Source organism: Bradyrhizobium sp. NBAIM18 (genome assembly GCF_020193825.1).
GTDB lineage: Bacteria > Pseudomonadota > Alphaproteobacteria > Rhizobiales > Xanthobacteraceae > Bradyrhizobium > Bradyrhizobium yuanmingense.
This window is the reverse complement of the sequence record NZ_JADYVO010000001.1, coordinates 756,869-778,976: the sequence shown is the minus strand read 5'-3', so window position 1 is coordinate 778,976 and position 22,108 is coordinate 756,869. Positions and strand designations below refer to the sequence as shown.

Genomic DNA, 22,108 nt, shown 5'->3' with positions numbered 1-22,108 from the left:
GTACAGAAGCGACGACTGCATTGTTCGACGGCTTAACTCGGCCGCTTCAAGTCACGCATCGAGCTTGGCTTGTCATCCAGGGGGTGATCGATCTCGTCCAGCGCGAGAAGAAGCGATGCGACGCGGTTCGCCGACGCAGCCCATTCCGCCAGACGTGGATAGTTGTCTGTGAACCAGCTGCAGGCGCTCTGGACCACGACGAACGCAGCCGCCGCCTGAACGACCTCGCCGAGGAGCATCGTGCCGGCAACATATTTGGGCGTGCAGAGCAGCAACCCGATTACCGGTGTCAACAGCGAATTGGTGTGAGTTATGACCGTTAGGCGCATGAGCTGCCAGCAATAGTCCAGCCACGCCGCAATCACGGCCTTGAGGGCGGGGCGAATGGTACGGAGTCCATCCTCGCCTTCCGCTTCGGGTGCCACGCCCTCTCCGCGTTCGCGCACATGGGTCCCGATGGCCCTCAACTGGGCTTCGGCCCGCTTGTTCTCCTCCAGCACGTGCGTCAGTCGTCGGCCGATCAGAATCGTCGTGGTCGCCACGACGATCGAATAGACGACGACCGCGACCACCAGGTATCCGGGGATGGTCACAGCGAGGCTCGCTGCTTCAATGCTGAGATTGCCTCCGACCACCCAGAGGACGCTGATAAAGGTGGCTGCAGCCAGGACGGAGGCGAGAAGCCCGAGTATGAGGTCGACCGGGAGGTCGGTTGCCAACCTGCCGTCCTCCGCGATCCGGTATTCGGGAGCCTGATAGTCTCCCGCCACGAAGTTCAGTCGCACGAAGCGATTCCGCTCCAGCCAGTAGCGGTAGAGCTCGTCGCTGAGCCAAGCCCTCCACATCCTCTGCAGCGTCATCCGCCCCCACACCGAGAAGACGGCGAGCGACAGGCCGGCCGCGGCGAGCGGGATGAATCGTATCACCTGGTTCAGGAGCTCCTTGCCGTCCTTGCGCTCGACGGCGTTGAAGAAGTCGCGATTCCAGAAGTTTAACGAGTATTGCGTCAGCAATTGCAGAAGCACCGTCGCGATGAGCAGCACGGTGAGCAGCCACGCCCAGCCTGCCGACTTGCCAGTCCAGAAGCCGCGCGCGCTTTTCCAGAAGCGCAGTAACAACTTCCGTTCCCCAGGCGTTCGGTATCCGACGCTGCTAAGCATGGTGGCCGGCGATAGTTGTGATGGTCACATTTGCGGCGAGGCGATGAACGTCAGCTCCGAGGCAAAGCTCCGTTCCGGGATTGAGCAGCGCCGCGGAGCCGCCGGCAACACCATAGCGCAGGGCAATATCGAGGTTGTCGCCATTGGCCAGGCTCGACACCATCGCCCCAAGGAAGCTGTCGCCAGCCCCAGAAACGCTGACGGGCTCGATGGGAAGGCCATTCGCGCGCAAGGCGATGTCGCGCGTCAGGAGCAGAGCCCCGCCGGGCCCCATCGAGAGCGCAATGATCTCGATGCGATAGCGGCCGAGCAGGCGCCGACCGGCCTCCACAAGCAAGGGTTCGTCGGCGCAGCTGATCCCGGTGAGCTCCTGAAACTCCCGAAGATTGGGCTTGATGAGATAGACACCCGCTTCCAGCGCGGATTTGAGCGAAGCACCGGATGTATCCACGATCACCTTGGCGGCCCCTTTCGCCGCCCGGACGACCCTGCCGTAGAAATCAGCCGGTGCCCCTGGGGGCAGGCTGCCGCTTGCGATGACGAACGCGGCCTGCGGACTGACGCGCGAGATTGTGTCCAGGCACTGCTGCCACTCAAGCTCCTTGAGGAGGGCGCCCGGGAACACCAGTCTAAATTGCTCCCGGCTTGTCTCGTCGAAAACCGTGATGTCTTCGCGGGTGTCGTTCGACGTGGGGATCACGATGCTCCGCACGGCCTCGCGTTCAACCAGCGCCGTCAGGGTCTGCCCGGTTGAGCCTCCGGCCGGATAGACTGCGGTTGCTTCAAGACCAAGCCGTTGCAGGACCCGGGCTACGTTGATTCCGCCACCACCTGGATCGCGCTGAGGTTCGGCGCAGCGCATTTTCGTGTAGGGCACCATCTTCTTGACCGAGGTCGAGATATCGACAGCTGGATTGATGGTCAGGGTCACGATGTGCGGCATGTCAGCCAAGGCCTTCGACCTCCATCAGATGACGAAGGCCGATGAACGCAGCGTCGTCATCCAGGATCAGGTAGGCCGGTATCGATTGGAGGAATTTTTGGAGCCGCCCCTTCTCCTCGAAGCGCCGGCGAAACTGGGACGCTGCGAGATAGTCAGGCATGTGACGCAGAATGCCGCCGCCGATGAATATCCCGCCTCGCGCATTCAGCGCGAGTGCCAGATTGCCCGCGACAGATCCCAGCATCCCGCAAAACATGTCCACGGCGGAGCGGCTGGTTGTACAAGTCCCATCGGCTGCGGCCCGTGTGATATCCGTCGCACGGCGCTTCGGTAGAGCCGCGCGGTCGATCGTAGCTACTGCGTCATGGAGGTTTTCCAGTCCTGCGCCTGACAGAACGCGTTCGGCAGACACATGGCCAAAGCGTTGCCGCAAATGCTCGATTACGGCATCCTCGCGCAAGGAGCCGCTCGCAATCGTGGAATGGCCTCCTTCGCTGGACAACACGATATGCCCCCCTGCGTGCGGTATGCTGATGGCCATTCCCAAGCCGGTACCGGGGCCGATTGCAGCGAGGGGCGCTCCTGGTAGGCGCTGCTGTCCACCCAGCTGCAGCAGGCTGTTGGGGCCAAGGCGAGGCAGGGCCCACGCGACCGCTTCGAAGTCGTTGATCAGGCGTACGGTCGAGAGTCCGTAAGTTCGGCGCAACTCCTCTGCATCGATGACCCAGGAATTGTTCGTGAGCGCGCAGCGGCCATTCTGGACCACGCCGGAAGCCGCAAGGATCGCGTGATCCGGTCCGCCGGCCTTGGCTGGAATGCCGAGATAGGCCGCGAGCGCTTGCTGGAAGGTGGCGTAGTCCTTGACGGACATATGGGCCTTGGCGCAGAGCGTACCGTCAATCAGCAGTGCAAACCGCGCGTTGGTTCCTCCAATATCTGCAAGCAGGGTGGTCCGGCCTGAAGGGGTTGCTTTCATCGCTGCATTCCCCCGACTACCACGGCATACCAATCGAACGACGATTTCGGAGTTCGCCGCTGCGAGGCATAGTCAACGTAGGTCAAGCCGAACCTGATGCTGTACCCAGAGTCCCATTCGAAATTGTCGAGGAGCGACCAAACGAAATAGCCGCGAACGTCGGCGCCGCGGGAAGCGGCTTCGTTCATCGCGTCAATATAGGCCTTCAGGAACTCGATCCGGCCGATGTCGATCACCGCACCGGTCTCGTCGGGCTGACCGGCATCGCCGTAGCCGTTCTCGAGCACGTAGATGGGGAGGCGATATCGCGCGTGTGCCGCCTGCAAAGTCTGGCTGAAAGCGTCGGGCTCGATCGGCCATCCGATCGGGGTCAAGGGGACGTCGGCCGGCTTTTCGCCGAGATCGTATCCCAGCATCGAATCCGTCCGTGCCTTCACGTACACCGGGCTATAATGGTTCAGTCCGAACCAGTCGACCGGGCGGCAGATCCGCTCCAGGTCGCCTGACTGCATATGCGGTTCGATCGCGGCCCGCATCGATGCCGGATATTCTCCGCGGCACTGCGGATCAGGGAACGCTGCATTCCAATACACGTCGAGGCGTGCCGCAGCCGCTGCATCGGCCTCGCTTGCGCTCGAGGGACGGCATGGCTGGCGGTTATGGATGCAGCCGATCGAGGCGTTGATCACGTTGGCTCGAAGCACATCCACTGCCGCACCATGGGCGAGATTGACGTTGTGGATCATGCAGTGGAGCTTGTCCTCGCTGCTGCGATCCCGCTTGCCGAGCGAACGACTGAACAGGCTGAAAATCGATGGTTCGTTGAAGGTCGCAAAGCGCTTGACCCGATCGCCAAAGCGCGCGGCAATCAGAGCCGCATAGTCGGCGAACCAGAGGACCGATTCCCGATTGAGCCAGCCGCCGCGTTCCTCAAGGGCCTGCGGCAGGTCCCAATGGTACAGACACAGCCACGGTTCGATGCCGGCTGCCAAGAGCTCGTCGATGAGCCCGTCATAGAATGACAGGCCAGCCTCGTTGGCCGACCCGCGTCCGAGCGGCAAGACGCGCGGCCAGGCCACCGAGAACCGGTACGCCTGCACGCCCAGCGCCTTCATGAGGCCGACATCCTCGCGGTAACGATGATAATGGTCGCAGGCAACGTCGCCGGTGTCGTGATTCTTGATCTCACCGGTCTGGCAATAAACGTCCCAGGTGCTCAGTCCGCGGCCGCTCTCCCGCGTTGCCCCTTCGATCTGAAAGCTCGAGGTGGAAACGCCCCAGATGAAGTCGGGGCGCAGGCTCGCAGTGTTCGGCAGTTGCGTTGTCGACATGGACGACCTGCTTGGTCCTGGTCGATCGATGGGCCCCGCGCTGTTGCGCACCCAGCCGGTTGATCTCAGGCTCGTTGTTTCCCTGTGACATTGGTAGTCATGCCGGTTCCGGGTGGTATTGAGACAGGTCAAGAAGCCCGAGCCGGACCGTGCGATGAATCTGAATTCTTGGACTGTTTGCTGGGGGTCCGCGCTTGCGAAGAACGAGATGGGGAGGGGTCGTCGACGACGACCTCAGTGGAAGCGGCTTCTTTCGCGTTGCCGAGATCGACGGCGTATTCTGGCTTGTCGATCCGGCTGGCGGCCGATTTCTCTCGAAGGGGGTCAATACGGTCCGCTTCGATCAGGATCACATCGGCGGGACCGAACGCGTGCCTTACGCAGAGGCTTGTCGGAGCAAGTACGGAGGCCTGCCGATCTGGCGCACCGCTGTGTCCGACCGGCTGGCAAGCTGGCAATTCAACACAGTTGGCTGCTGGTCAGACGACCTTGTTGCCAGCTCAGGATCGCAATTGCTGGCGGCCACCCCGACCGCGGCGCTCGGCGCATCCTTCCGCTTGCATCGTCGCGATCAGGTCTTTCCGGACGTCTTCGATCCCGAGTTTTCTGCGCATATCCGCGCAAGCGCCAACCTTCGGTGCAGACACCGGCGCAATGATCCGGGCTTGCTCGGCACCTTCATCGACAACGAACTCTACTGGTCTCCCGACTGGCGCGGTACCGACGAGCTTCTGACGCTGTTCCTGAACCTGCCGTCCCGCCGACCGGGTAAGGTGGCTGCACTCTCGAGTCTGCAGGCGCATTACCGGGATTTTGCTCATTTCAATGCGGTTTGGCGCACACAAGCGCGATCCTGGGAGGAGCTCGGCAGGATCGAACATGTCGTGGCGCCGTTCGTCAGGCTTCGGCCCGGTGTCTTGAACGATGCGCTCGAGACCAAAGCCAATTTGGCAGATCCCGTCCGCGAAGCGTTCTCCGCAGATTGTGATGCCTTCGTGGCCGTCGTGGCCGACAAATATTTCGAACTCTGCGTTTCGGCGATCAGGGTGGCCGATCCCAATCATCTCGTGCTCGGATCGCGGTTCGGCTATCAGCCGCCGGCAGGCGTCATCGCGGCGGCCGGCCGCCATCTCGATGTGATCTCGTTCAATTGCTACGAGTTCGACCCGGGTCCGGCCATCGACGCTTATGCAGCAACGGGCAAGCCGTGCCTGATCTCCGAATTCTCCTTCCGCGGTGACGACGCAGGCTTGCCGAATACCAAAGGAGCCGGGCCACGGCTGGCCACCCAGCTTGACCGCGCCCTGGCTTTCGAGGGCTACGTTGCGGCCGCCCTGAGTAAGCCGAATCTGGTCGGCTATCATTGGTTCGAGCATGCCGACCAGCCTGCGCAGGGCCGGTTCGACGGAGAAGACTCGAATTTTGGCATGGTGACGATCGACGATCGGGTCTATCACGAGCTGACGAAGACGATGACCCAAGTCAACGCTGCGGCCGAGCGTATCCACGCCGCAGCCGTCCCGGCTCTGGTTTGAGTGTGAGCTGTCACGTCTCGGATTTCGGCGACTCGCTCTCGGCGTCGGCCACCACGGCCATAGTGCGAAACACGCTCGAGGGATTGACGCTGATCGAGTCTATGCCAAGCCCCGTCAAATACCGCGCGATCTCCGGATAGTTCGCAGGTGCTTCGCCGCAGATGCCGATATGGCGGCCGTTGCGTTTGGCGCCGACTATCGCCTGCCGAAACATCTCCAGCATTCCCGGATCGCGTTCGTCGAAATCGAAAGCCACGATGTCGGAATCCCGGTCGACTCCCAGCGTGAGCTGGGTGAGATCATTGGAGCCGATCGAAAAGCCGTCGAACAGTTCTGCGAAGGCGTCGATCTGGATGACGTTATTCGGGATCTCGCACATGACGTAAATTTCGAGGCCGTCTTCGCCACGCTTCAGCCCATTGGCGGCCATCGTCGCGATCACGCGCCGGCCCTCCTCGATGGTTCGGCAGAACGGCACCATGACGCGCAGATTGGAGAGACCCATCTTCTGTCGCACGAGGCGGAGCGCGGCGCATTCCAGAGCAAATCCTTCCATGTAGGCGGGATGACTGTAGCGGGAGGCGCCGCGGAACCCCAGCATCGGATTCTCCTCCTTGGGCTCAAAGCCGTCTCCGCCAAGCAGGCTGGCATATTCGTTGGTCTTGAAGTCGGAAAGCCGCACGATGACGGGCTTCGGATAGAATGCTGCTGCGATGGTGCCGACACCCTCCGCCAGTTTTTGGACGAAAAAATCGACCGGGGTCTTGAAGCCTCTGACGAGGCGCGCGATCTCGGCCCGTGCCTTGGCTGACTTCACCCTGTCCGGTTTGAGCAAGGCCATGGGATGGATGCGGATATGCTCGCTGATGATGAACTCCATCCGGGCAAGGCCGACTCCAGCCTGGGGCTGCATCGCCGTGCGAAATGCCATCTCCGGCGTTCCGACATTCACCATGATGGCCGTACGCGGCTGCCGCAGCTCGCTCAGGGGCGTCCTGGTTACGTCAAACGCGACCTTGCCTTGATAGACGTTGCCGACGTCGCCTTCGGCGCAGCAGATCGTGACTTCGGTCCCGGTCTTGATCCGTTCCGTCGCGAGCGTGGTCCCCACCACGGCGGGAATACCCAGCTCGCGGGCGATGATCGCCGCATGGCAGGTACGACCGCCCTTGTCGGTGACGATGCCGGCCGCGATCTTCATGACCGGCTCCCAATCGGGACTGGTGGCGGGCGCTACGAGGATCTCGCCTGGCCTGAACGCTGCCAGGTCGCGCGCGGACACGACGCGGCGCGTACGTCCTGAAGCGATCTTCTCTCCAACCGCTCGCCCCTCGACGATAACCGAGCCTCGTTGCCGCAGATTGTAAGTCTCGTAGACGTCGGTCGAGCGCCGCGAGGCAACCGTCTCGGGGCGGGCCTGAATGATATAGAGCTTTCCATCAGCGCCGTCCTTGGCCCACTCGATATCCATCGGCATCGCCGCGCCGGCGTGTTTGGAGTAGTGCGCTTCAATCCGGACGGTGATCTCGGCAAGGCTCAGCACTTCCGTGTCGGAGATGCAGAACTTCTGGCGCTCCGCGTCGGGGACCTTGCGGGTAAGCGTTGCATGCTCGCCACCACGCTTGCCGTAGACCATGCGGATCTGCTTGGCTCCGAGCCGGCGCCGCAGCACGTGGCGATATCCCTGGCTCAGCGTCGGCTTGTGGACATAGAACTCGTCCGGATCGACCTGGCCTTGCACAATGGTCTCGCCGAGGCCGTAGCAGCCCGTGACGAAGATGACGTCACGAAAGCCGGATTCGGTATCGAGCGTGAAGACCACGCCACTGGCCGCCAGATCGGATCGAACCATTTTCATCACGGCGACAGACAGCGCGACCTTGAAATGATCGAAGCCGTTGTCGATGCGGTAAGAGATTGCGCGATCGGTGAAGATGGAGGCAAAGCAGCGCCGGCAGGCCTCGAACAAGTCCTTCGGCCCGCGCACATTGAGAAAGCTTTCGTGCTGGCCTGCAAAGCTCGCCGTCGGCAGATCCTCGGCGGTCGCAGAACTGCGCACGGCGACGGCAACGCCGGCCCCGGCCTCGCGTTCGAGCTGTCGATACGCGTCCATGACCTGCCTGCGAAGGAGAGGCATGTCCATCGCGTCGTATATGATCGCGCGAGCCTTCGCAGCCTTGCTGGCGAGCTGCCTGATATTGCCCTTGTCGATCGCGTCCAGGAGCCGATGCAGCTCGCCCGCAACGTTGTCCCGCGACAACGCTTCGCGATAGGCGTCGGCCGTGATCGCGAAGCCGTTGGGGACCGCAATTCCCTGTAAGGAGAGCGTCGAGTACAGTTCGCCCAGGGAAGCGGTCTTGCCTCCAACCAGGCCCACGTCGGCCAAGCCGATCTCACAAAATGATCTGATATGCCCGGTCATGGAAGCAGCAGATCATGTCATGGCGTTCCGCGCTTGAGCTAAATCAAGCGTCCCGACCTGCCTATTGGCGCGCGACGCGTGCGTTGACCATCGCCTCCGGAGCAGTCGACGTGGCTTGGCGATGCATATCAGGTGGACGTACAGACCACGATCTTCTTCCGCGACAATGCGATGATCATACCGGCTGGCGTTGCGGCGGTCCGGCTGTGTTGCGGTCGTTACTTTCGATCTCGGCTCCGGGAATGGGTACTGTCTATCCCGGCGATCGCGTTTCTTCAGATGCGCGCGTCGACTGGCGATCGCATCATTCGCGCGGCAAGGACCGATGCCGAGTTGGATCGAGCACGCTTTCGGCGTCGAGGTTTTCCAACAACATTGGCGGGGCCCGACCGATTGACGCAAATCAAGACGATGGAGGACAACTAGGTCAAGCTTGTTGAGCATTGCGCAGTCGCCTGTGATTTATGAGGTACGAGAGTGACGCCCGGAGACCTTAGCTCGCGCGTGGTTGCGGCCACCTGTATCGGCAAGGTCGGCATATTGCTCGGTGTGGTGATCGCGTCCTCGCTTGTATTGGTTGGAGCCAGTCGATTGCTGGCTGCCGAAGTCGATGCCGTGGGCGCCAGCGCTCCCGTCGGATTCGAGGAAGTCATCGAGCGGGTGAGGCCGGCGGTTGTTGGCATCCGTGTCAAAGGCGGTCCGCGGAGCCCCGATGTCGATCGGGGTTCGCTGCCGCCAGGCTCGTTTCTGGATCGCTTCTTTCGCCAGTTCGGTCTGCAAATTCCGGCAGATCCAGCTCCTGGTTCCGATCTGACGGTCGGGGCGGGATTTCTTGTGTCGGGCGACGGTTATATCGTCACGAACGAGCATGTCGTGGCGAGCGGTGTCGACATCGACGTAACCATGGATGACGGCAAGATTTATCCCGCCAAGATCACGGGCAGCGATCCGCAAACCGATCTCGCGCTCATCAAGATCTCCGCGCCGGATGATCTGCCCTATGTGCGTCTCGCCGCCAGGGAACCTCGGATTGGCGAATGGGTGCTGCCGATCGGCAACCCTTTCGGGCTTGGCGGCACGGTCTCGGCCGGGATCGTTTCGGCCCGTGGGAGAGACATCGGAGAGGAGCCCTATAACGACTTCATCCAGATCGATGCGCCGGTCAACAAGGGCAATTCCGGCGGACCAACGTTCAACACGCGCGGGGAGGTCATCGGGGTCAACACCGCGATCTATTCGCCCTCAGGCGGGTCCATCGGAGTTGCGTTCGATATTCCCGCGGAGACGGTGAGTCTGGTCATTCGCCAGCTTCGAGAGAAAGGTCACGTCACCAGGGGGTGGGTGGGCGTCTATCTCCAGGAGGTCACACCAAGGATCGCTGATGCGTTGAACTTGAGGAACGTTCAGGGGGCGCTAGTTGCGCAGCTGGACGAAGGGCCGGCGGCGAAGCAGGGCGTCGAAGTTGGTGATGTGATCATTTCCGTGAACGAGCATGAGCTGAAAAATCCACGCGATTTCGCCAGAACAGTTGCGGCCATCGCTCCTGGTACCGTCATCAATCTTCGCCTTCTGAGAAACCAGCGGCTGATATCGATCGAGCTGACTGTAGCCGAACTCGCGCGTGCAGCGAAGGTCAAGAAGGAGAAACAAGCGGACGCCGGAGAGAAGTCGGTATTAGGTTTGACCCTTGCCCCTGCACGCTCGATCTCCGGCGCCGGCGACGCCGGCGTGGTGATACTCGAAGTCAAGCCGGACAGCGCCGCGGCGAATGATGGTTTACAGGTCGGCGATATCGTTCTCTCCGTGGGCGGTCGACCGCTCGGCGCCGCGACCGACCTCAATAAAATGGTTGATGAAGCCCGGGCACAAGGCAAACGCACCATACTGCTTCGCGTCAAGCGCTCGGGTGCTATCAGCTTCGTCGCCGTTTCGATCACCTGAGTTGCGGCTAGCGCATCCACCTTGCATTGGCCGGACGACAGCCGAGATCTGATAGCCGCAGCTTTGATCAGGCGCAACAAAGGCACTTCATTCAGTTGCTATCGTTTCTCCGCCAAGCTTCGGGCAGGGGACAGTTATGCGAATTGAGCGGAAATTGAGTGCGTTGGCGGCGGCTGCAGTCGTTGTTGCGGGAGCGTCGATGCCGACGGGTGCAGAGGCGCGGAATGGGCGGATCGCCGCGGGAGTGATGGGTGGGTTCGCTGTCGGCGTTCTGGCCGGGGCGGCCGTCGGGGCGCCATACTGGGGCCCGTATCCGTACTATCCGGCTCCTATTTACTATCCGCCGGCACCTTATTTCGCTCCATATGGGACCGTGTACTACAGCCCCTGCGTCCGCCGCACCGTGTGGGATGGTAGGCGGTGGCGCCGCGTGCGCGTCTGCTACTGAAAGATGGTTAACGATCTGGCCCGCGCAGACAGAGTTGCGACGTGCGCGCGGGCCAATCGATCCATTGGAATGAAGCGAGGACTGGACCAGGGAAATGCTGCATTCACCTTCGCAGTTCACGAGCGAGGGTGGAAAGGTCGGCGCTGCCATCCGCTTGAACTTACGCCATCGAACTTGATCCTCCTCAAATCCCAGGCTGCAGATCGGCCCTAGACATTTACGAGGTAACGAAGGGAGGGGGGCATGGAATCTCTCGATCTTATCCACGTCCATCGTAAATACATCGATCGCTACCAAAGGCTACTTAAAACGAGGCTTAGTGACGTCGAGCGTCACTACATCGAATCTCGCTTATCGGAGGAGATGTCCGCGTTGAATGCACTGTCTCGGAAGCAAGTGGAGCTCCCCTTTCAGCATAGCTGAAGTAGTCGGCCCCACCCATTTCCTGTGTTCGACCTCTGACGAGGAGGATTCCGGTGCCGCATTTTGCTGATCATCACTGGTGCTACCAGATCCCGATGCTCCTAACGCTCCAAATGTAGGCTCGAAAAGAATACGTCATGGGAACAATGATCGCAGATCGTACTATGGTCGAGCCTGACAAGGCCGCAGCAAGTTCGCCAACGAGAGGTGACCCCCGGCCAACGGCAGCAAGGAAAACGCCTCAAAGACTTGTTCGTATTAGCCCTACGGTTTCATGGTACGGCAAGATACTTATCATTGGGGTATTGCTGGTCGCCTTCGGATGGGAGCTCTTTCACCTTGTGATTACCATTTTGACATTGGATTGAAGGGGAGTCGTGCGCCGCAACTTCACGCTGTCTGAGCTCGATGCCGAGCTGAACGAGCTGCAGGCTGGCGCTTATGTGCAGATCAGCCGCGAAGATTATGAGCGATTTGTCGGCTTGAACGATGCTGCGCTTGGCCGTCTGAAGAACTTCGCTCGAGGTCACCAGTGTGTCGCCAGTTTCGCCGATGCTGCGGTCCTGTTCAGAAAACGCATTGCAGCCGAAATCCGGCGGAGACATCCGGCAGAGCCGAGCATCTAAGCCAAAATTATGGTCCCTGCATGCCGTTGCGTCATGAGGGAAAATCCGCCGGCTGCACGTCGATGCGATCGGCGTGCAGCGACCAGTCATTGATCTCCCGAAGTTCGCAGAATTCCTGCTGGGCTATTGTGGCCGCCTCGTTAGCATCTCGTGCATCGACGTCCACGGTACGCTGGCACACCTCGCAGGATTTACCCTGATCACCGATGACGTTCTTGAAAAAACGAACAGTGAAGTGAGCCATGGTTGTCTCGTTCGTTTGTTTGCTGGCCAGCCGGTGCGCTGGTCAATAGATGAAAGTAGGTGTTTCCAGCAGATGATCATTCACGGCCACTGCGCCGGGGATTGCCTCTGCGACGACACGAATGGCTGTACGCTCGGCAAGCGACGGCGCGAAGCCCCAGAGATCGATCACACCATTCTGCACCGTTGCATTCAGGTTGAATGTATGAGCCCAGGGCTGCTTCCTGATTTCCTCGAAAAATCTGTTTCGGATGACTGAATCGGGCAACGATATCTCGAGCTTCGGCCTGGCGCTCGCGATGGCTTGGAGCAGGTTGGCTCGGCTGACGATTCCGACGAGCTGGCCTTCCTGGTTGACGATGGGAACGCGCTTGATTTGACGCTCTTCGAGGAGCATGGCGATCTCATGCAGGGGCGTTTCGGGTGCCGCAGTCGCAACATCCCGCGTCATGATGTCCTGCACCTTGATCGAATGTGACTTGACGTAGTCGGTCGCAAGTTGGGCATCGCCGCTCAACAGGCTCAGCCACCAGGAGGAGGAGCGCTCGGTTCCGCTCTCGGCCCTGTGCAGCAAATCGCCCTCGCTCACGATTCCGATAACCTTGTTGTCGGTGTCGACGACCGGAACAGCGCTGATCCGACGCTCTAGCAGCATTTGTGCGACTTGGCGGACGGTCGCGGTCGGCCCAACGGTCGTCACCGGTGACACCATCACGTCTCGTGCTTGCATGGCAAACCTCCATATCGCCCTTGGGTGGCGGACGATCCTGCACGATCGTGAGTTGCCCGGTTTGATCGGGATCAAGCAGCACGATCTTCTCGGCGATAGGAATCAAAAGTGAGCAGTGAGGAGGCCGAAATGGTGAGGATACCACATCGGGCGGTCGTGTTCGTTGGCGACGGGCGGAAGGCGCTGTTCCTGCGCAACGAAGGCGACGAGAGGTTCCCCAATCTCAAGATGGAGGCGGTATTCGAGAGAGAGAACCCGTCCGCTCATTCCCACGGCAGTGATCGCCCGGGCCGAGTCAGCAAGGGCTCGCATTCGGGACAGAGAAGTGCGGTGGAGATAACTGATTGGCACGAGCTGGAAGAGGAGCGCTTTGCGAGACAGGTCGCAGCTGCCGCAGAACGCCTCCTTCGCAGCGAGCATGCGACCTCCCTGATTGTCGTTGCGCCGCCCCGTACGCTGGCGGAGCTTCGCTCGGCCTTTCATGACGACGTGAGACGTCGCGTGGTGGCCGAACTCGACAAGGACCTGACAAAGCATCCCGTCGGCGACATCGAAAAGCATCTGCGAGATGCGGCCTAGGGAGAGGATCGCGCAGGACGACAGCCATCCTCATCCCCCACATCATGGGTAAGGTCGCCTTGTTTGATTTCGGTCAAGCGGTGCGCTGATGTCAGGGCGATAAATGGTCCATCGCACACTTTGCCGGAGCATCATCATGTCTGTCGCAAGCGTCATGGTTTACGTCGATTCCGAGCAACAGGAGGCGGGGCAAGTTGCAGTCGCGGGGAGTGTCGCAAGGACTTTCGGATCGGCCGTCCTGGGTGTTTCGGCGGTGGCTGTGGAGCCTCCCTTTGCGGCGGAAGGGGTGATCATCGAGCAGACCACCCAAGAGGACATCAAGCGTTTAGAGGCGACGCTTTCGGCAAAGGAGGCTTGGTTCAAGAAGGTGCTTGGCTTGCCGAGTGAGTCGATCGAATGGCGCTGGGCCCTTGATTATCCGACCGAATTTCTGGTCGAGCAGGCTCGCGCGGCGGACCTTGTGATCGTCAAGCGCCGGCCGCACACGGCCCGCCACGCCCGCTTCCTCGATCCCGCCGGAGCCATGCTGCGAATGGGCCGCCCCACGTTGTCTGTGCCGGAGCGTGTGACGGAATTGTCCGGCGACCGCATCGTGGTCGGTTGGAAGGACACGAGGGAGGCGCGCCTTGCCGTTCGCGACGCGATGCCGTTTCTGACCAGGGCCTCCCAGGTCACGATCGCGGAAATCTGCACGTCGAGCGATCAGGATGCAGCTCGCAAGCGGGTTCGCGACGTGGCCGGCTATCTCAGGCGGCACGGAGTGCAGTGCCAGCACGAGATACGGGTCCATACGGCGGAGCCGGATGGAGACTATCTTGTTCGACTGGCGTTTGATCTCGGCGCCGACCTGATCGTCGCCGGAGGTTATGGACATAGTCGGTTGGGAGAATGGATTTTTGGCGGCATGACGCAAACTCTGCTGCAGCAGGCACCGGTCTGCCTGCTGATGTCGCATTGAGTTGAACGCACAGGGGCGCGCGATGGAAAAAGACGCTCAGGCGGCGCAAGAAAGTGTGGTCCAGCAGAAAGTGGATATCTCCGCAGTTCATCGCGGTGAGCGAGTCCTGGAGACCGGACGGCTGGATGGGGCGATCAAGGACGCCCTGGAGGACGACGAGGTGCGGGAGGCGCTTGAGCTGCTGCATGATCGGGCCAAGCGTCCCTAAGCCGCAGGCCGCCGGCTTCCGCGCTTTGGCCCGCAAAGCCGATGCTGACGTCCTCGCAATGCATCTCTGCCATTGCAGCGGGAGGTCAGAGGGCAGGCTGAGCTACTGCTGGATTTGGTTGAGGTGGTCGACTAGGTGCAAATATCATCAGCGCCTTGATTGCCTCGTTGGTCACCTGGATGTCCCGACGTCAGGCTTCGATCAACGTTGCGCCACTTGGATCTTAACGTGGACTGGGTGAGCTAGCTGGACAGCCAGATTTGTTGACTTCTGCACGTCGATGCCGGGACGGTTCAGCTGAACCGTCAGCGCGGTCATGACGATGGCAATGCCGGCCATTAGTGCGGCAACGACCACCTTCAGGTGTGTTGTCCTGTCCGCAGTATAAATCGAGTGGTTCATTGCAGGCCCCTCGGTACGTGCTGGCAACTCATGCTTAGAGCATGAGCGTTTCGCGCGAAATCCGGGAGCATCACTTAAGGAAATCCCCGTAACCTCAAGCGACCGGCGGCACTCCGAAGTGTTAGTTCGGGTCAGAAGTCACCGAGCGGGTCAGTGAGGCGCCTTCCGATCGCGCCCGGCATATGCAGCGATCAGCCAGATCAACGCGGTGACCAGCAATATGGTCACCATGGTCTGGATCAGCCCGAAGTTCAGCGCGTCACGAGCCACGAACAGCGCCGTGATCGGCGCTGCCAGTGCAAAAAGAACCCGAACGAACCATCCAAGCATGGTCTCCTCGATGCAGGCCGCCCTTCAGCCAATGGCCTTTATGCTCTCCAGCGACTTCACCTACAATCCAGAACGGACGTCACAGAGATGGTCGTCGACCTTCTTGACGCCGGCGGTGTTCTCGGCGGCCACGATCGTGGCCCGACGAGCTTGATCGGTGGTGACGAGGCCGTGCAGATGCACGACGCCGTTACGGACATTCACCTAGGCTCTCATATCTGCTGACCAGCATCTCGAATGAGACGAGGCTGCGGCTGGCACAGCCTCATCTCGGCGGGGCACTCAGGCAGCCTTTACACTGATGGTCTTGGCCGGCTTCTGGGCTTCCTCTGTCTTCGGCAGGACGACCTTGAGCACGCCGTTCTTGAACGTTGCCTCGATCTTGTCGGCATTGACACCGTCCGGCAGCGCGAAGTAGCGCTCGAAGGAGCCATAACGGCGCTCTGAGACGTAGTAGTCCTTCTTCTTCTCTTCAGTCTCTTCCTTCTTTTCGCCGCGGATGGTGAGACCGCCGTTGGCGAGCTTGACGTCGATGTTCTTTTCGTCGAGGCCGGGAAGTTCCGCGGTGATCTCGTAAGCCTTGTCGCTCTCGGCGATGTCGACGGCCGGCGCGTTGAAGTTCTTCGACAGATCACGCTCCAGTCGGGCAAGCGACCGGAACGGCCGCTTCCAGAAGCCGTTGCCGAAATCGTCGAAGATCTGATCGATCTCGTTTCTCAGCGCCTGAAACGGCTGCCAGGTCTCGCCGGCCGCGGCGGGCGCGGTGGACGTCTTGGTGATAGGTAATTTGGTCTCGGTTGCCATGATCGCCTTCTCCATTGAGGTTTGACCATCCGGTCAGCAGAAGAATAGTCCGAGCGATAGAGCGTTGGTTGATCTTGCTCAAATGGGAAAGCGGTGCAGGCGCGATCAGATGCCTACGCATCGGGCCATTTCGGTATCCACTGGTCGCCACGTTTCACATAGGAGCGTTTCACGGCCGCCCATGCCGTTCGGTGCGCGATTTCTTCCTGACGAAGGTCGCCCGCGTGGTTGAACGCTTCCCGGTAGATGTCGAGGGCATGAGGTGGCAGATGGTGCCGCGCGCCCGATGGAAGTTCGCTGTTCGAACGGTAGGGCATCTCGATGTCCCAGACTTCTGTCCGATCTCAATTCGCTGTTCGAGGGGCTGACGCAAGAAGCCGCCGCAGCTACATCGCGAGGTCGTGTTCGGGCAACCGCTCGCGCTTCGGCTCCGGAATTTCCGTCATCGTCGCTTCCGTCAATAACAGGACGCCCGCCACCGAGACGGCGTTCTCAAGTGCGGTCCGCACCACCTTCACGGGGTCGACAATGCCGATTTCCACGAGATCGACATACACCTTGCGGGCGGCATCGAAGCCAAGATTGCCTTCGCTGCTGAGCATCCGCGCGACCACGACGCCGCCATCCGTAGCGGAATTCTCGGCGATCTGACGGGCCGGCGCTTCGAGCGCGCGCTTCAGGATCTGCACACCGGTTCGCTCGTCACCCTCGCAAGCCGCTTCTTCCTTGGCCACGGCTGCCACTGTTCGAAGCAGCGCAAGACCGCCGCCAGGCACGATGCCCTCCGCAACGGCCGCTTTGGTCGAGCTGATGGCGTCGTCGAGAGCTTCTTTCTTCGCCTTCATCTCGGCCTCGGTCGGTGCCCCGACCCGGATCACGGCGACGCCGCCGGACAGCTTCGCCAGCCGTTCCTCGAGCTTCTCCCGGTCGTAGTCGCTGGTGGTCTTCTCGATCTCGACCCGGATCTGCGCCAGCCGCGCGTCGATGCGCGAACGGTCGCCGCCGCTGCCGATCAGGGTGGTGTTCTCCTTGTCGGCAACGACGCGAGCGGCGCGCCCGAGCTGCTGGAGGGTAGCGCTTTCCAGCTTCAGGCCGATCTCTTCCGAGATCACTTGCGCGCCGGTCAGGATTGCGATGTCTTCCAGCATGGCCTTGCGCCGATCACCGAACCCGGGCGCCTTGACCGCGCACGCCTTGAGCACGCCGCGAAGCTGATTGACGATGAGCGTCGCCAGAGCTTCGCCTTCGATGTCTTCGGCGATGATGAGGAGCGACCGGCCACTCTTGGCCACCTGCTCGAGGAGGGGCACGAGGTCGCGCAATGCACCGATCTTGTGGTCGCAGAGCAGTACGTATGGATCTTGCAGCACCGATTCCATCCGGTCGGCATCCGTGACGAAATAGGGCGACAGGAAGCCGCGGTCGAATTTCATCCCTTCGACGACGTCCAGGAACGTCTCCGTCGTCTTGGATTCCTCGACCGATATCACACCATCACCGCCGACCTTCTCGATTGCTTCGGCGACCAGGTCACCGATGGAAGTATCGTTGTGGGCCGAAATCGTCGCGACCTGAGCTTTCTCGGCCTTGGACTTCACCGGCTTTGCCATCGCCCGAAGCGCCGCGATGGCGGCCTGCGTCCCTCGATCCAGGCCACGCTTCAGGTCGATTGCACTCGCGCCGGCGACAACGTTGCGGACGCCGTCTGAAAGGATGGCATGCGCGAGGATGGTCGAGGTGCTGGTGCCGTCTCCGACGACGTCGCCCGTTTTCTCGGCGGCCTGGCGAAGCACTTGGGCGCCGAGATTCTCTTCGGGGTCCTTGAGATCGAACTCCTTTGCGATCGTCACGCCATCGTTGCAGACGATTGGTGCGCCCCATCCTTTCTGAATCAGAACGGATTTCGACTTCGGGCCGAGCGTAACGCGCACCGCGTCCGCGAGTAGGGACGCGCCGCGCAGGACTTTCTCGCGAGCCGCTGAATGGAACAGAACTTGTTTATGCGCCATTGAAATACCCTCGGGTGTGCCGTTGCCGATGGTTCGCCAGCCAGTGTGTACGACTGCGCTCATCGGAAATTGATCTTGGTCAACAGCTCGTGGATGCCGACACTGCGGTCGTCAGCCGTGTCGGCCATTGGTTGACCTGAATCAAGCTGCGGTGGGCCCTCTCCCGTTACCATTTCAACTCCCGCGGATGTTGATGGGAGGAGCAGGTGGAGCCAGGTCAGGTGTCGCGAAAGCAGACCATTGCGATCGCGGTCATATTCGCGGGCGGCATGCTGCTCGCCGTCCTGCAGTTTGTTTCCACGACCTATAATTCGATCGAGACCATTCCTTACAGTCAGTTTGAGCAGTTGCTCGCCCAGGAAAAGGTCGCCGAAGTATCCGTGGGCCCCGATATGATCCAGGGGAAGCTGAAGGAACAGCTCCCAAGCGGAAAGTCCGCGTTCATCACCGCGCGAGTCGATATGGCCCTAGCCGACAAGCTCGCGCAAAAGGGCGTGAGCGTCACCGGGGTTCCAGGAAGCGGACTGTTGCAGAGCTTACTGTCCTGGATCTTCCCGATCGTCGCCTTCTTCGTGATCTGGTACTGGATCGGGCGCAGCATGACCGGCGGGCAAGGGTTCGGAGGACTGATGGCGATCGGTAAGTCTCGTGCCAAAGTTTATGTCGAGAAAGACATCAAGGTCACCTTCGCCGACGTCGCTGGCGTCGATGACGCCAAGTTCGAGCTTCAGGAGGTGGTTTCGTTCCTGAAGGACCCCAAGAGTTACGGCCGACTGGGTGCGCATGTGCCGAAGGGGATTCTGCTGGTGGGGCCACCTGGAACCGGCAAAACGTTGCTCGCCCGCGCTGTGGCCGGGGAAGCTGGCGTGCCATTTTTCTCAATTTCGGGCTCTGAGTTCGTCGAAATGTTCGTCGGGGTTGGCGCTGCACGCGTGCGGGACTTATTCGAGCAGGCTCGTAAAGCGGCGCCATGCATCATCTTCGTCGACGAGCTCGATGCGCTTGGACGTAGCCGCGGGCCGTTGTCGTTTTCGAGCCACGACGAGAAGGAGCAGACCCTCAACCAGCTCCTGTCCGAGCTCGATGGCTTCGATCCGAGCGTCGGCGTCATTCTGTTGGCGGCGACCAATCGCCCCGAGATTCTGGACCCCGCGCTACTGCGGGCAGGACGGTTCGACCGGCAGGTCCTCGTGGATCGGCCGGACAAGACCGGGCGCATCGCGATTCTCCAGGTGCATGTCCGCAAGATCCGGATGGGAGAGGACGTCGATCTGGAGAAGGTGGCCGGCCTCACGACCGGCTTTACGGGAGCTGATCTGGCCAATCTCGTCAACGAGGCCGCGATTGCGGCGACCCGGCGGGGCGGTGACGAGGTCTCCTTCGCCGATTTCGTCACGGCGATCGAGAGGATCGTCGCCGGAGTGGAGAAGAAGAGCAGGGTACTCGGCAAGGATGAGCGGCGCAGGGTCGCATATCACGAGATGGGCCATGCTCTTGTGGCTGCGAGCCTGCCGGGCGTGGACCCGGTGCAGAAAGTATCGATCATTCCGCGTGGGATCGGTGCGCTTGGCTACACCATTCAGCGTCCAACCGAAGACAGGTTCCTGCTCACGATTGACGAACTGAAGAACCGTATCGCGGTGCTGATGGGTGGTCGCGCGTCGGAGCGCCTGATCTTTGACGGTGCGATTTCGACCGGGGCGGCGGACGATCTTCAACGTGCAACCGAAGTGGCCATTGAGATGGTGACCAAATACGGCATGGACGAGACGGTAGGCCAGCGCACTTATGCCCCCAAGCCTCAGGCATTTCTCGCGGTCCAGGACGCGGTCGTTTCTGCCGCTGAAGCCACTGGGCGCGAGATTGACCTTGCCGTGCGCAATCTGATCGAAGAGGGCGATCGTCGTGCCCGCGATGTCCTGCAGCGACGCCGTGCCGACCTCGACGCGGGGGTTGAACTCTTGATTGCAAACGAAACCGTGACGGCGGAGCAATTTACGCCACTGCTCGGCAAGAACATCGATAAGAACAAGTCCATCGCCGCCTGATCGCAACCGGGCCGGACATCAGCAGCTCGATAGCTCGCACCTTGCTTCTACGCCGCAACCGCGATCGTCGGACCCATGTTAATCATGGCGCGATCCGATCCTGTGACGAAGGCGGTGGCAGAAATCATCCAGCACCGTATGAACATTTTCGAGGTGGATCAGGTGTTTTTCCGCGTCTTCACGCTCTGATGTGCCGAAAGAGAGAGAATCGCGGCGGGCGGCTGCTTGCGCGACTTGTTGGCGGCTTCCTGCCACCCTGGTTTCGGCAAATTCCAGATGCTCGGCGTTCTCGCTCAGCTGGTCCAGCTCAGCGATGAGCAGCGCGATAGTGGTACTTCTGCGCGGCGCCGTGAGATTCGTGTCTCTCAATAGGTCTAGATAGTGATCGACATTTGCCCGGGCGACGTACCAATGCATGCCGTGCTCCCCGCTACGCGCGCAACTGTCAAATGATACCACTACATGGATGGGCCGCGAAGGAGGGGCAGCACGGAGAGGCGTCAGTACGGTATTTGGATACGGGGGGCTCAGCAACCCCGGTCGGCCTCCTGGGACTGATCCGCTGGCGCCTATGGCCAATATCCTGTTTGGCGGCCAAACACCGCATGGACGCCTCGCCAGCGAACCCTTTCCACAAGGTCTGCTGGAAGGGGCGGCGTCGTGGATCGCACAGCTGCGCGCGGATTCATCTCGCCAATGTGACGACAGGTGAACTGTCGCGGAGCCCGGAGCAGACGATCGTCGAGATGACCATTGATCCCGATCAAGCCAAGCCCGGGAGAGCAGGCTTAATGTGTTTGGGCGTGACTGGCCCACGGTTACGTCCCCAAGCGGCCGCCGAGGCCCGTCTCCCAACACCCTCGGCGGCCTTTCTCTTGCTTGGGCTGGAGCATATTTGAGCGCAGGATTGACATGGCGCGCATGTACTATTTCGACATGAAGGACGGCGTTCCCGTTCGGGACAGAGCTGGACTGGAACTGGTGAGCGACGGCGCTGCCATTGCACACAGCAAGCGTCTGGCAGACAAGGTGCGCGAGGAGCGACCCGTGGGCAATCCGGATCTTCGGATCGTCGTCATCGATGAAAGCGGCCGAGAGGTACACCGCGAACAGGTTTATCCAAGCGTGGCCTGAGCAGAGCCATGGCGATTGGGCCGCACGTCCGCGGGCGATATCACGAGCTCAGAAAGCTCACCCGCCGAATTTGACGCACCTTGATTTCGCGCAAAGCCGCAAGCCAACCAATCCTCAACTCATGTCGAAGCGCTCGGGCGGACATGCTCGGCTCCGCTAATCCGGTCCTGAACACAAGGTGCCTCGAGGGGGTGAAGCATCATGAAGCGGCAGCGCATCCGGCAAACCACATCGTTCCAGGACCGCCTTTCGGGCGTGGGCCGAATGGCTCCGTGAGCTGGGGGGCAAACTGAAGCCCGGCCGCGAGCGGGACGAGCTATTTGCGAAGGTACGTCAGGCCGATGTCGTGCTCACCTGGATGAATGGGTCTGGGTCTTAGGCCGCCGAACTAGGCTCGCTCGTCGACGTCCGGGGACCTAGATCCTCGTCCCGACTACCTTCAAGAGGACGTAATTCTGGCCTACCCGGCCGGACAAAAGTTTGAGGCGAGGACACAGGGAGTGCCCTCGGTCAGATCGCCACCCGGATGGATTGTCGATATCGGTGGTTGCGGCTCCCCGATTTGAACCTATCATCGATGGCCTTGTAGTCGCAGTTGACCTCGTAAGGTCAGATTAAGCGCGTGTTCAGATATCACGCAGTGCGACGACTATGATCGTGCGACGAATCCCCGGCTAACGCATCCGGTGGCATCATCATCTACGGCATGAAGGAGATCGGAAACAAGCCGGACGGCACTGACGATGGGCTCGATCCAAAAGTAGTTTCACGCGAGCAAATCGAAAATGTCCTCATGTCGAATATCGTCCCCCAGATCGAAGACCTGCTAATCAAGCCGGTAACGCTCATTAGCAAGGG

22 protein-coding genes are annotated in these 22,108 nt (G+C 60.8%); 8 read left to right on the top strand and 14 right to left on the bottom strand.

Features of this window, described 5'->3' with window-relative positions; genetic code table 11:
* Positions 1 to 32: 32 nt before the first annotated feature.
* Genes I6F17_RS03710 through I6F17_RS03695 form a run of 4 tightly spaced genes read right to left on the bottom strand, consistent with a single transcriptional unit; the run spans position 33 to position 4,410 of the window.
* On the bottom strand, positions 33 to 1,118 hold the full coding sequence (locus tag I6F17_RS03710) for an SbmA/BacA-like family transporter (protein WP_225123878.1): 1,086 nt from the start codon (positions 1,116 to 1,118) through the stop codon (positions 33 to 35).
* A gap of 34 nt (positions 1,119 to 1,152) precedes the next feature.
* Positions 1,153 to 2,103, bottom strand: a complete 951-nt coding sequence (locus I6F17_RS03705) for a 1-phosphofructokinase family hexose kinase (protein WP_225124032.1) — start codon at positions 2,101 to 2,103, stop codon at positions 1,153 to 1,155.
* Position 2,104: 1 nt separating this feature from the next.
* Positions 2,105 to 3,079: a glucokinase gene (glk, locus tag I6F17_RS03700; protein WP_036037579.1), complete on the bottom strand. Its 975-nt coding sequence runs from the start codon at positions 3,077 to 3,079 to the stop codon at positions 2,105 to 2,107.
* Complete coding sequence (locus I6F17_RS03695; protein WP_225123879.1) at positions 3,076 to 4,410, bottom strand: GH1 family beta-glucosidase; 1,335 nt, start codon at positions 4,408 to 4,410, stop codon at positions 3,076 to 3,078. The genes glk and I6F17_RS03695 overlap by 4 nt, the downstream gene beginning before the upstream one ends.
* A gap of 194 nt (positions 4,411 to 4,604) precedes the next feature.
* Here I6F17_RS03695 and I6F17_RS03690 point away from each other — a divergent pair, with 194 nt between their 5' ends.
* Entirely contained in the window at positions 4,605 to 5,945 is a 1,341-nt protein-coding gene (locus tag I6F17_RS03690; RefSeq protein ID WP_225123880.1) for an agarase, read from the top strand.
* Between the two features lie 10 nt (positions 5,946 to 5,955).
* On the opposite strand, the gene ppsA is transcribed toward I6F17_RS03690, so the two are convergent.
* Positions 5,956 to 8,367 carry a phosphoenolpyruvate synthase gene (gene ppsA / locus I6F17_RS03685; protein ID WP_225123881.1) on the bottom strand — a complete coding sequence of 804 codons (2,412 nt, stop codon included), beginning with the start codon at positions 8,365 to 8,367 and terminating at the stop codon, positions 5,956 to 5,958.
* A 477-nt stretch (positions 8,368 to 8,844) separates the two neighbouring features.
* Between ppsA and I6F17_RS03680 the strand changes: the two genes are divergently transcribed.
* Both I6F17_RS03680 and I6F17_RS03675 read left to right on the top strand, forming a co-directional pair.
* On the top strand, positions 8,845 to 10,308 hold the full coding sequence (locus tag I6F17_RS03680; RefSeq protein ID WP_225123882.1) for a trypsin-like peptidase domain-containing protein: 1,464 nt from the start codon (positions 8,845 to 8,847) through the stop codon (positions 10,306 to 10,308).
* Between the two features lie 1,248 nt (positions 10,309 to 11,556).
* Positions 11,557 to 11,805, top strand: coding sequence for a hypothetical protein (locus I6F17_RS03675; RefSeq protein ID WP_225123883.1), 249 nt, complete (start codon positions 11,557 to 11,559; stop codon positions 11,803 to 11,805).
* A gap of 31 nt (positions 11,806 to 11,836) precedes the next feature.
* On the opposite strand, the gene I6F17_RS03670 is transcribed toward I6F17_RS03675, so the two are convergent.
* Both I6F17_RS03670 and I6F17_RS03665 read right to left on the bottom strand, forming a co-directional pair.
* Positions 11,837 to 12,049 (bottom strand): hypothetical protein, encoded by a 213-nt coding sequence (locus I6F17_RS03670; protein WP_036037592.1) that lies wholly within the window; start codon positions 12,047 to 12,049, stop codon positions 11,837 to 11,839.
* A gap of 42 nt (positions 12,050 to 12,091) precedes the next feature.
* Positions 12,092 to 12,778 (bottom strand): CBS domain-containing protein, encoded by a 687-nt coding sequence (locus I6F17_RS03665; protein WP_036037594.1) that lies wholly within the window; start codon positions 12,776 to 12,778, stop codon positions 12,092 to 12,094.
* A 129-nt stretch (positions 12,779 to 12,907) separates the two neighbouring features.
* Here I6F17_RS03665 and I6F17_RS03660 point away from each other — a divergent pair, with 129 nt between their 5' ends.
* From I6F17_RS03660 to I6F17_RS03650, 3 genes are all read left to right on the top strand, one after another.
* Entirely contained in the window at positions 12,908 to 13,357 is a 450-nt protein-coding gene (locus I6F17_RS03660; protein ID WP_225124033.1) for a host attachment family protein, read from the top strand.
* 136 nt (positions 13,358 to 13,493) lie between these two features.
* Positions 13,494 to 14,315 (top strand): universal stress protein, encoded by an 822-nt coding sequence (locus tag I6F17_RS03655; protein ID WP_225123884.1) that lies wholly within the window; start codon positions 13,494 to 13,496, stop codon positions 14,313 to 14,315.
* A 22-nt stretch (positions 14,316 to 14,337) separates the two neighbouring features.
* Complete coding sequence (locus I6F17_RS03650; protein ID WP_157785119.1) at positions 14,338 to 14,523, top strand: hypothetical protein; 186 nt, start codon at positions 14,338 to 14,340, stop codon at positions 14,521 to 14,523.
* Between the two features lie 201 nt (positions 14,524 to 14,724).
* Here I6F17_RS03650 and I6F17_RS03645 read toward each other — a convergent pair whose 3' ends face one another.
* From I6F17_RS03645 to groL, 6 genes are all read right to left on the bottom strand, one after another.
* Complete coding sequence (locus I6F17_RS03645; protein WP_225123885.1) at positions 14,725 to 14,925, bottom strand: hypothetical protein; 201 nt, start codon at positions 14,923 to 14,925, stop codon at positions 14,725 to 14,727.
* 150 nt (positions 14,926 to 15,075) lie between these two features.
* Complete coding sequence (locus tag I6F17_RS03640) at positions 15,076 to 15,255, bottom strand: hypothetical protein (protein ID WP_036037599.1); 180 nt, start codon at positions 15,253 to 15,255, stop codon at positions 15,076 to 15,078.
* Between the two features lie 60 nt (positions 15,256 to 15,315).
* Positions 15,316 to 15,459, bottom strand: a complete 144-nt coding sequence (locus I6F17_RS03635) for a BON domain-containing protein (protein WP_036037629.1) — start codon at positions 15,457 to 15,459, stop codon at positions 15,316 to 15,318.
* 78 nt (positions 15,460 to 15,537) lie between these two features.
* The gene (locus tag I6F17_RS03630) at positions 15,538 to 16,059 is read right to left on the bottom strand and encodes an Hsp20/alpha crystallin family protein (protein WP_225123886.1); all 522 of its coding nucleotides are present in this window, start codon (positions 16,057 to 16,059) and stop codon (positions 15,538 to 15,540) included.
* A 113-nt stretch (positions 16,060 to 16,172) separates the two neighbouring features.
* A complete protein-coding gene (locus I6F17_RS03625; protein WP_225123887.1) occupies positions 16,173 to 16,376 on the bottom strand; it encodes a ChaB family protein in 204 nt (67 codons plus the stop codon).
* 69 nt (positions 16,377 to 16,445) lie between these two features.
* Positions 16,446 to 18,068, bottom strand: a complete 1,623-nt coding sequence (gene groL / locus I6F17_RS03620; protein ID WP_036037603.1) for a chaperonin GroEL — start codon at positions 18,066 to 18,068, stop codon at positions 16,446 to 16,448.
* 206 nt (positions 18,069 to 18,274) lie between these two features.
* Between groL and ftsH the strand changes: the two genes are divergently transcribed.
* The gene (gene ftsH / locus I6F17_RS03615) at positions 18,275 to 20,116 is read left to right on the top strand and encodes an ATP-dependent zinc metalloprotease FtsH (RefSeq protein WP_225123888.1); all 1,842 of its coding nucleotides are present in this window, start codon (positions 18,275 to 18,277) and stop codon (positions 20,114 to 20,116) included.
* 78 nt (positions 20,117 to 20,194) lie between these two features.
* On the opposite strand, the gene I6F17_RS03610 is transcribed toward ftsH, so the two are convergent.
* Positions 20,195 to 20,533 (bottom strand): hypothetical protein, encoded by a 339-nt coding sequence (locus tag I6F17_RS03610; RefSeq protein ID WP_225123889.1) that lies wholly within the window; start codon positions 20,531 to 20,533, stop codon positions 20,195 to 20,197.
* 495 nt (positions 20,534 to 21,028) lie between these two features.
* Here I6F17_RS03610 and I6F17_RS03605 point away from each other — a divergent pair, with 495 nt between their 5' ends.
* A complete protein-coding gene (locus I6F17_RS03605) occupies positions 21,029 to 21,250 on the top strand; it encodes a hypothetical protein (protein WP_225123890.1) in 222 nt (73 codons plus the stop codon).
* Positions 21,251 to 22,108: the final 858 nt, after the last annotated feature.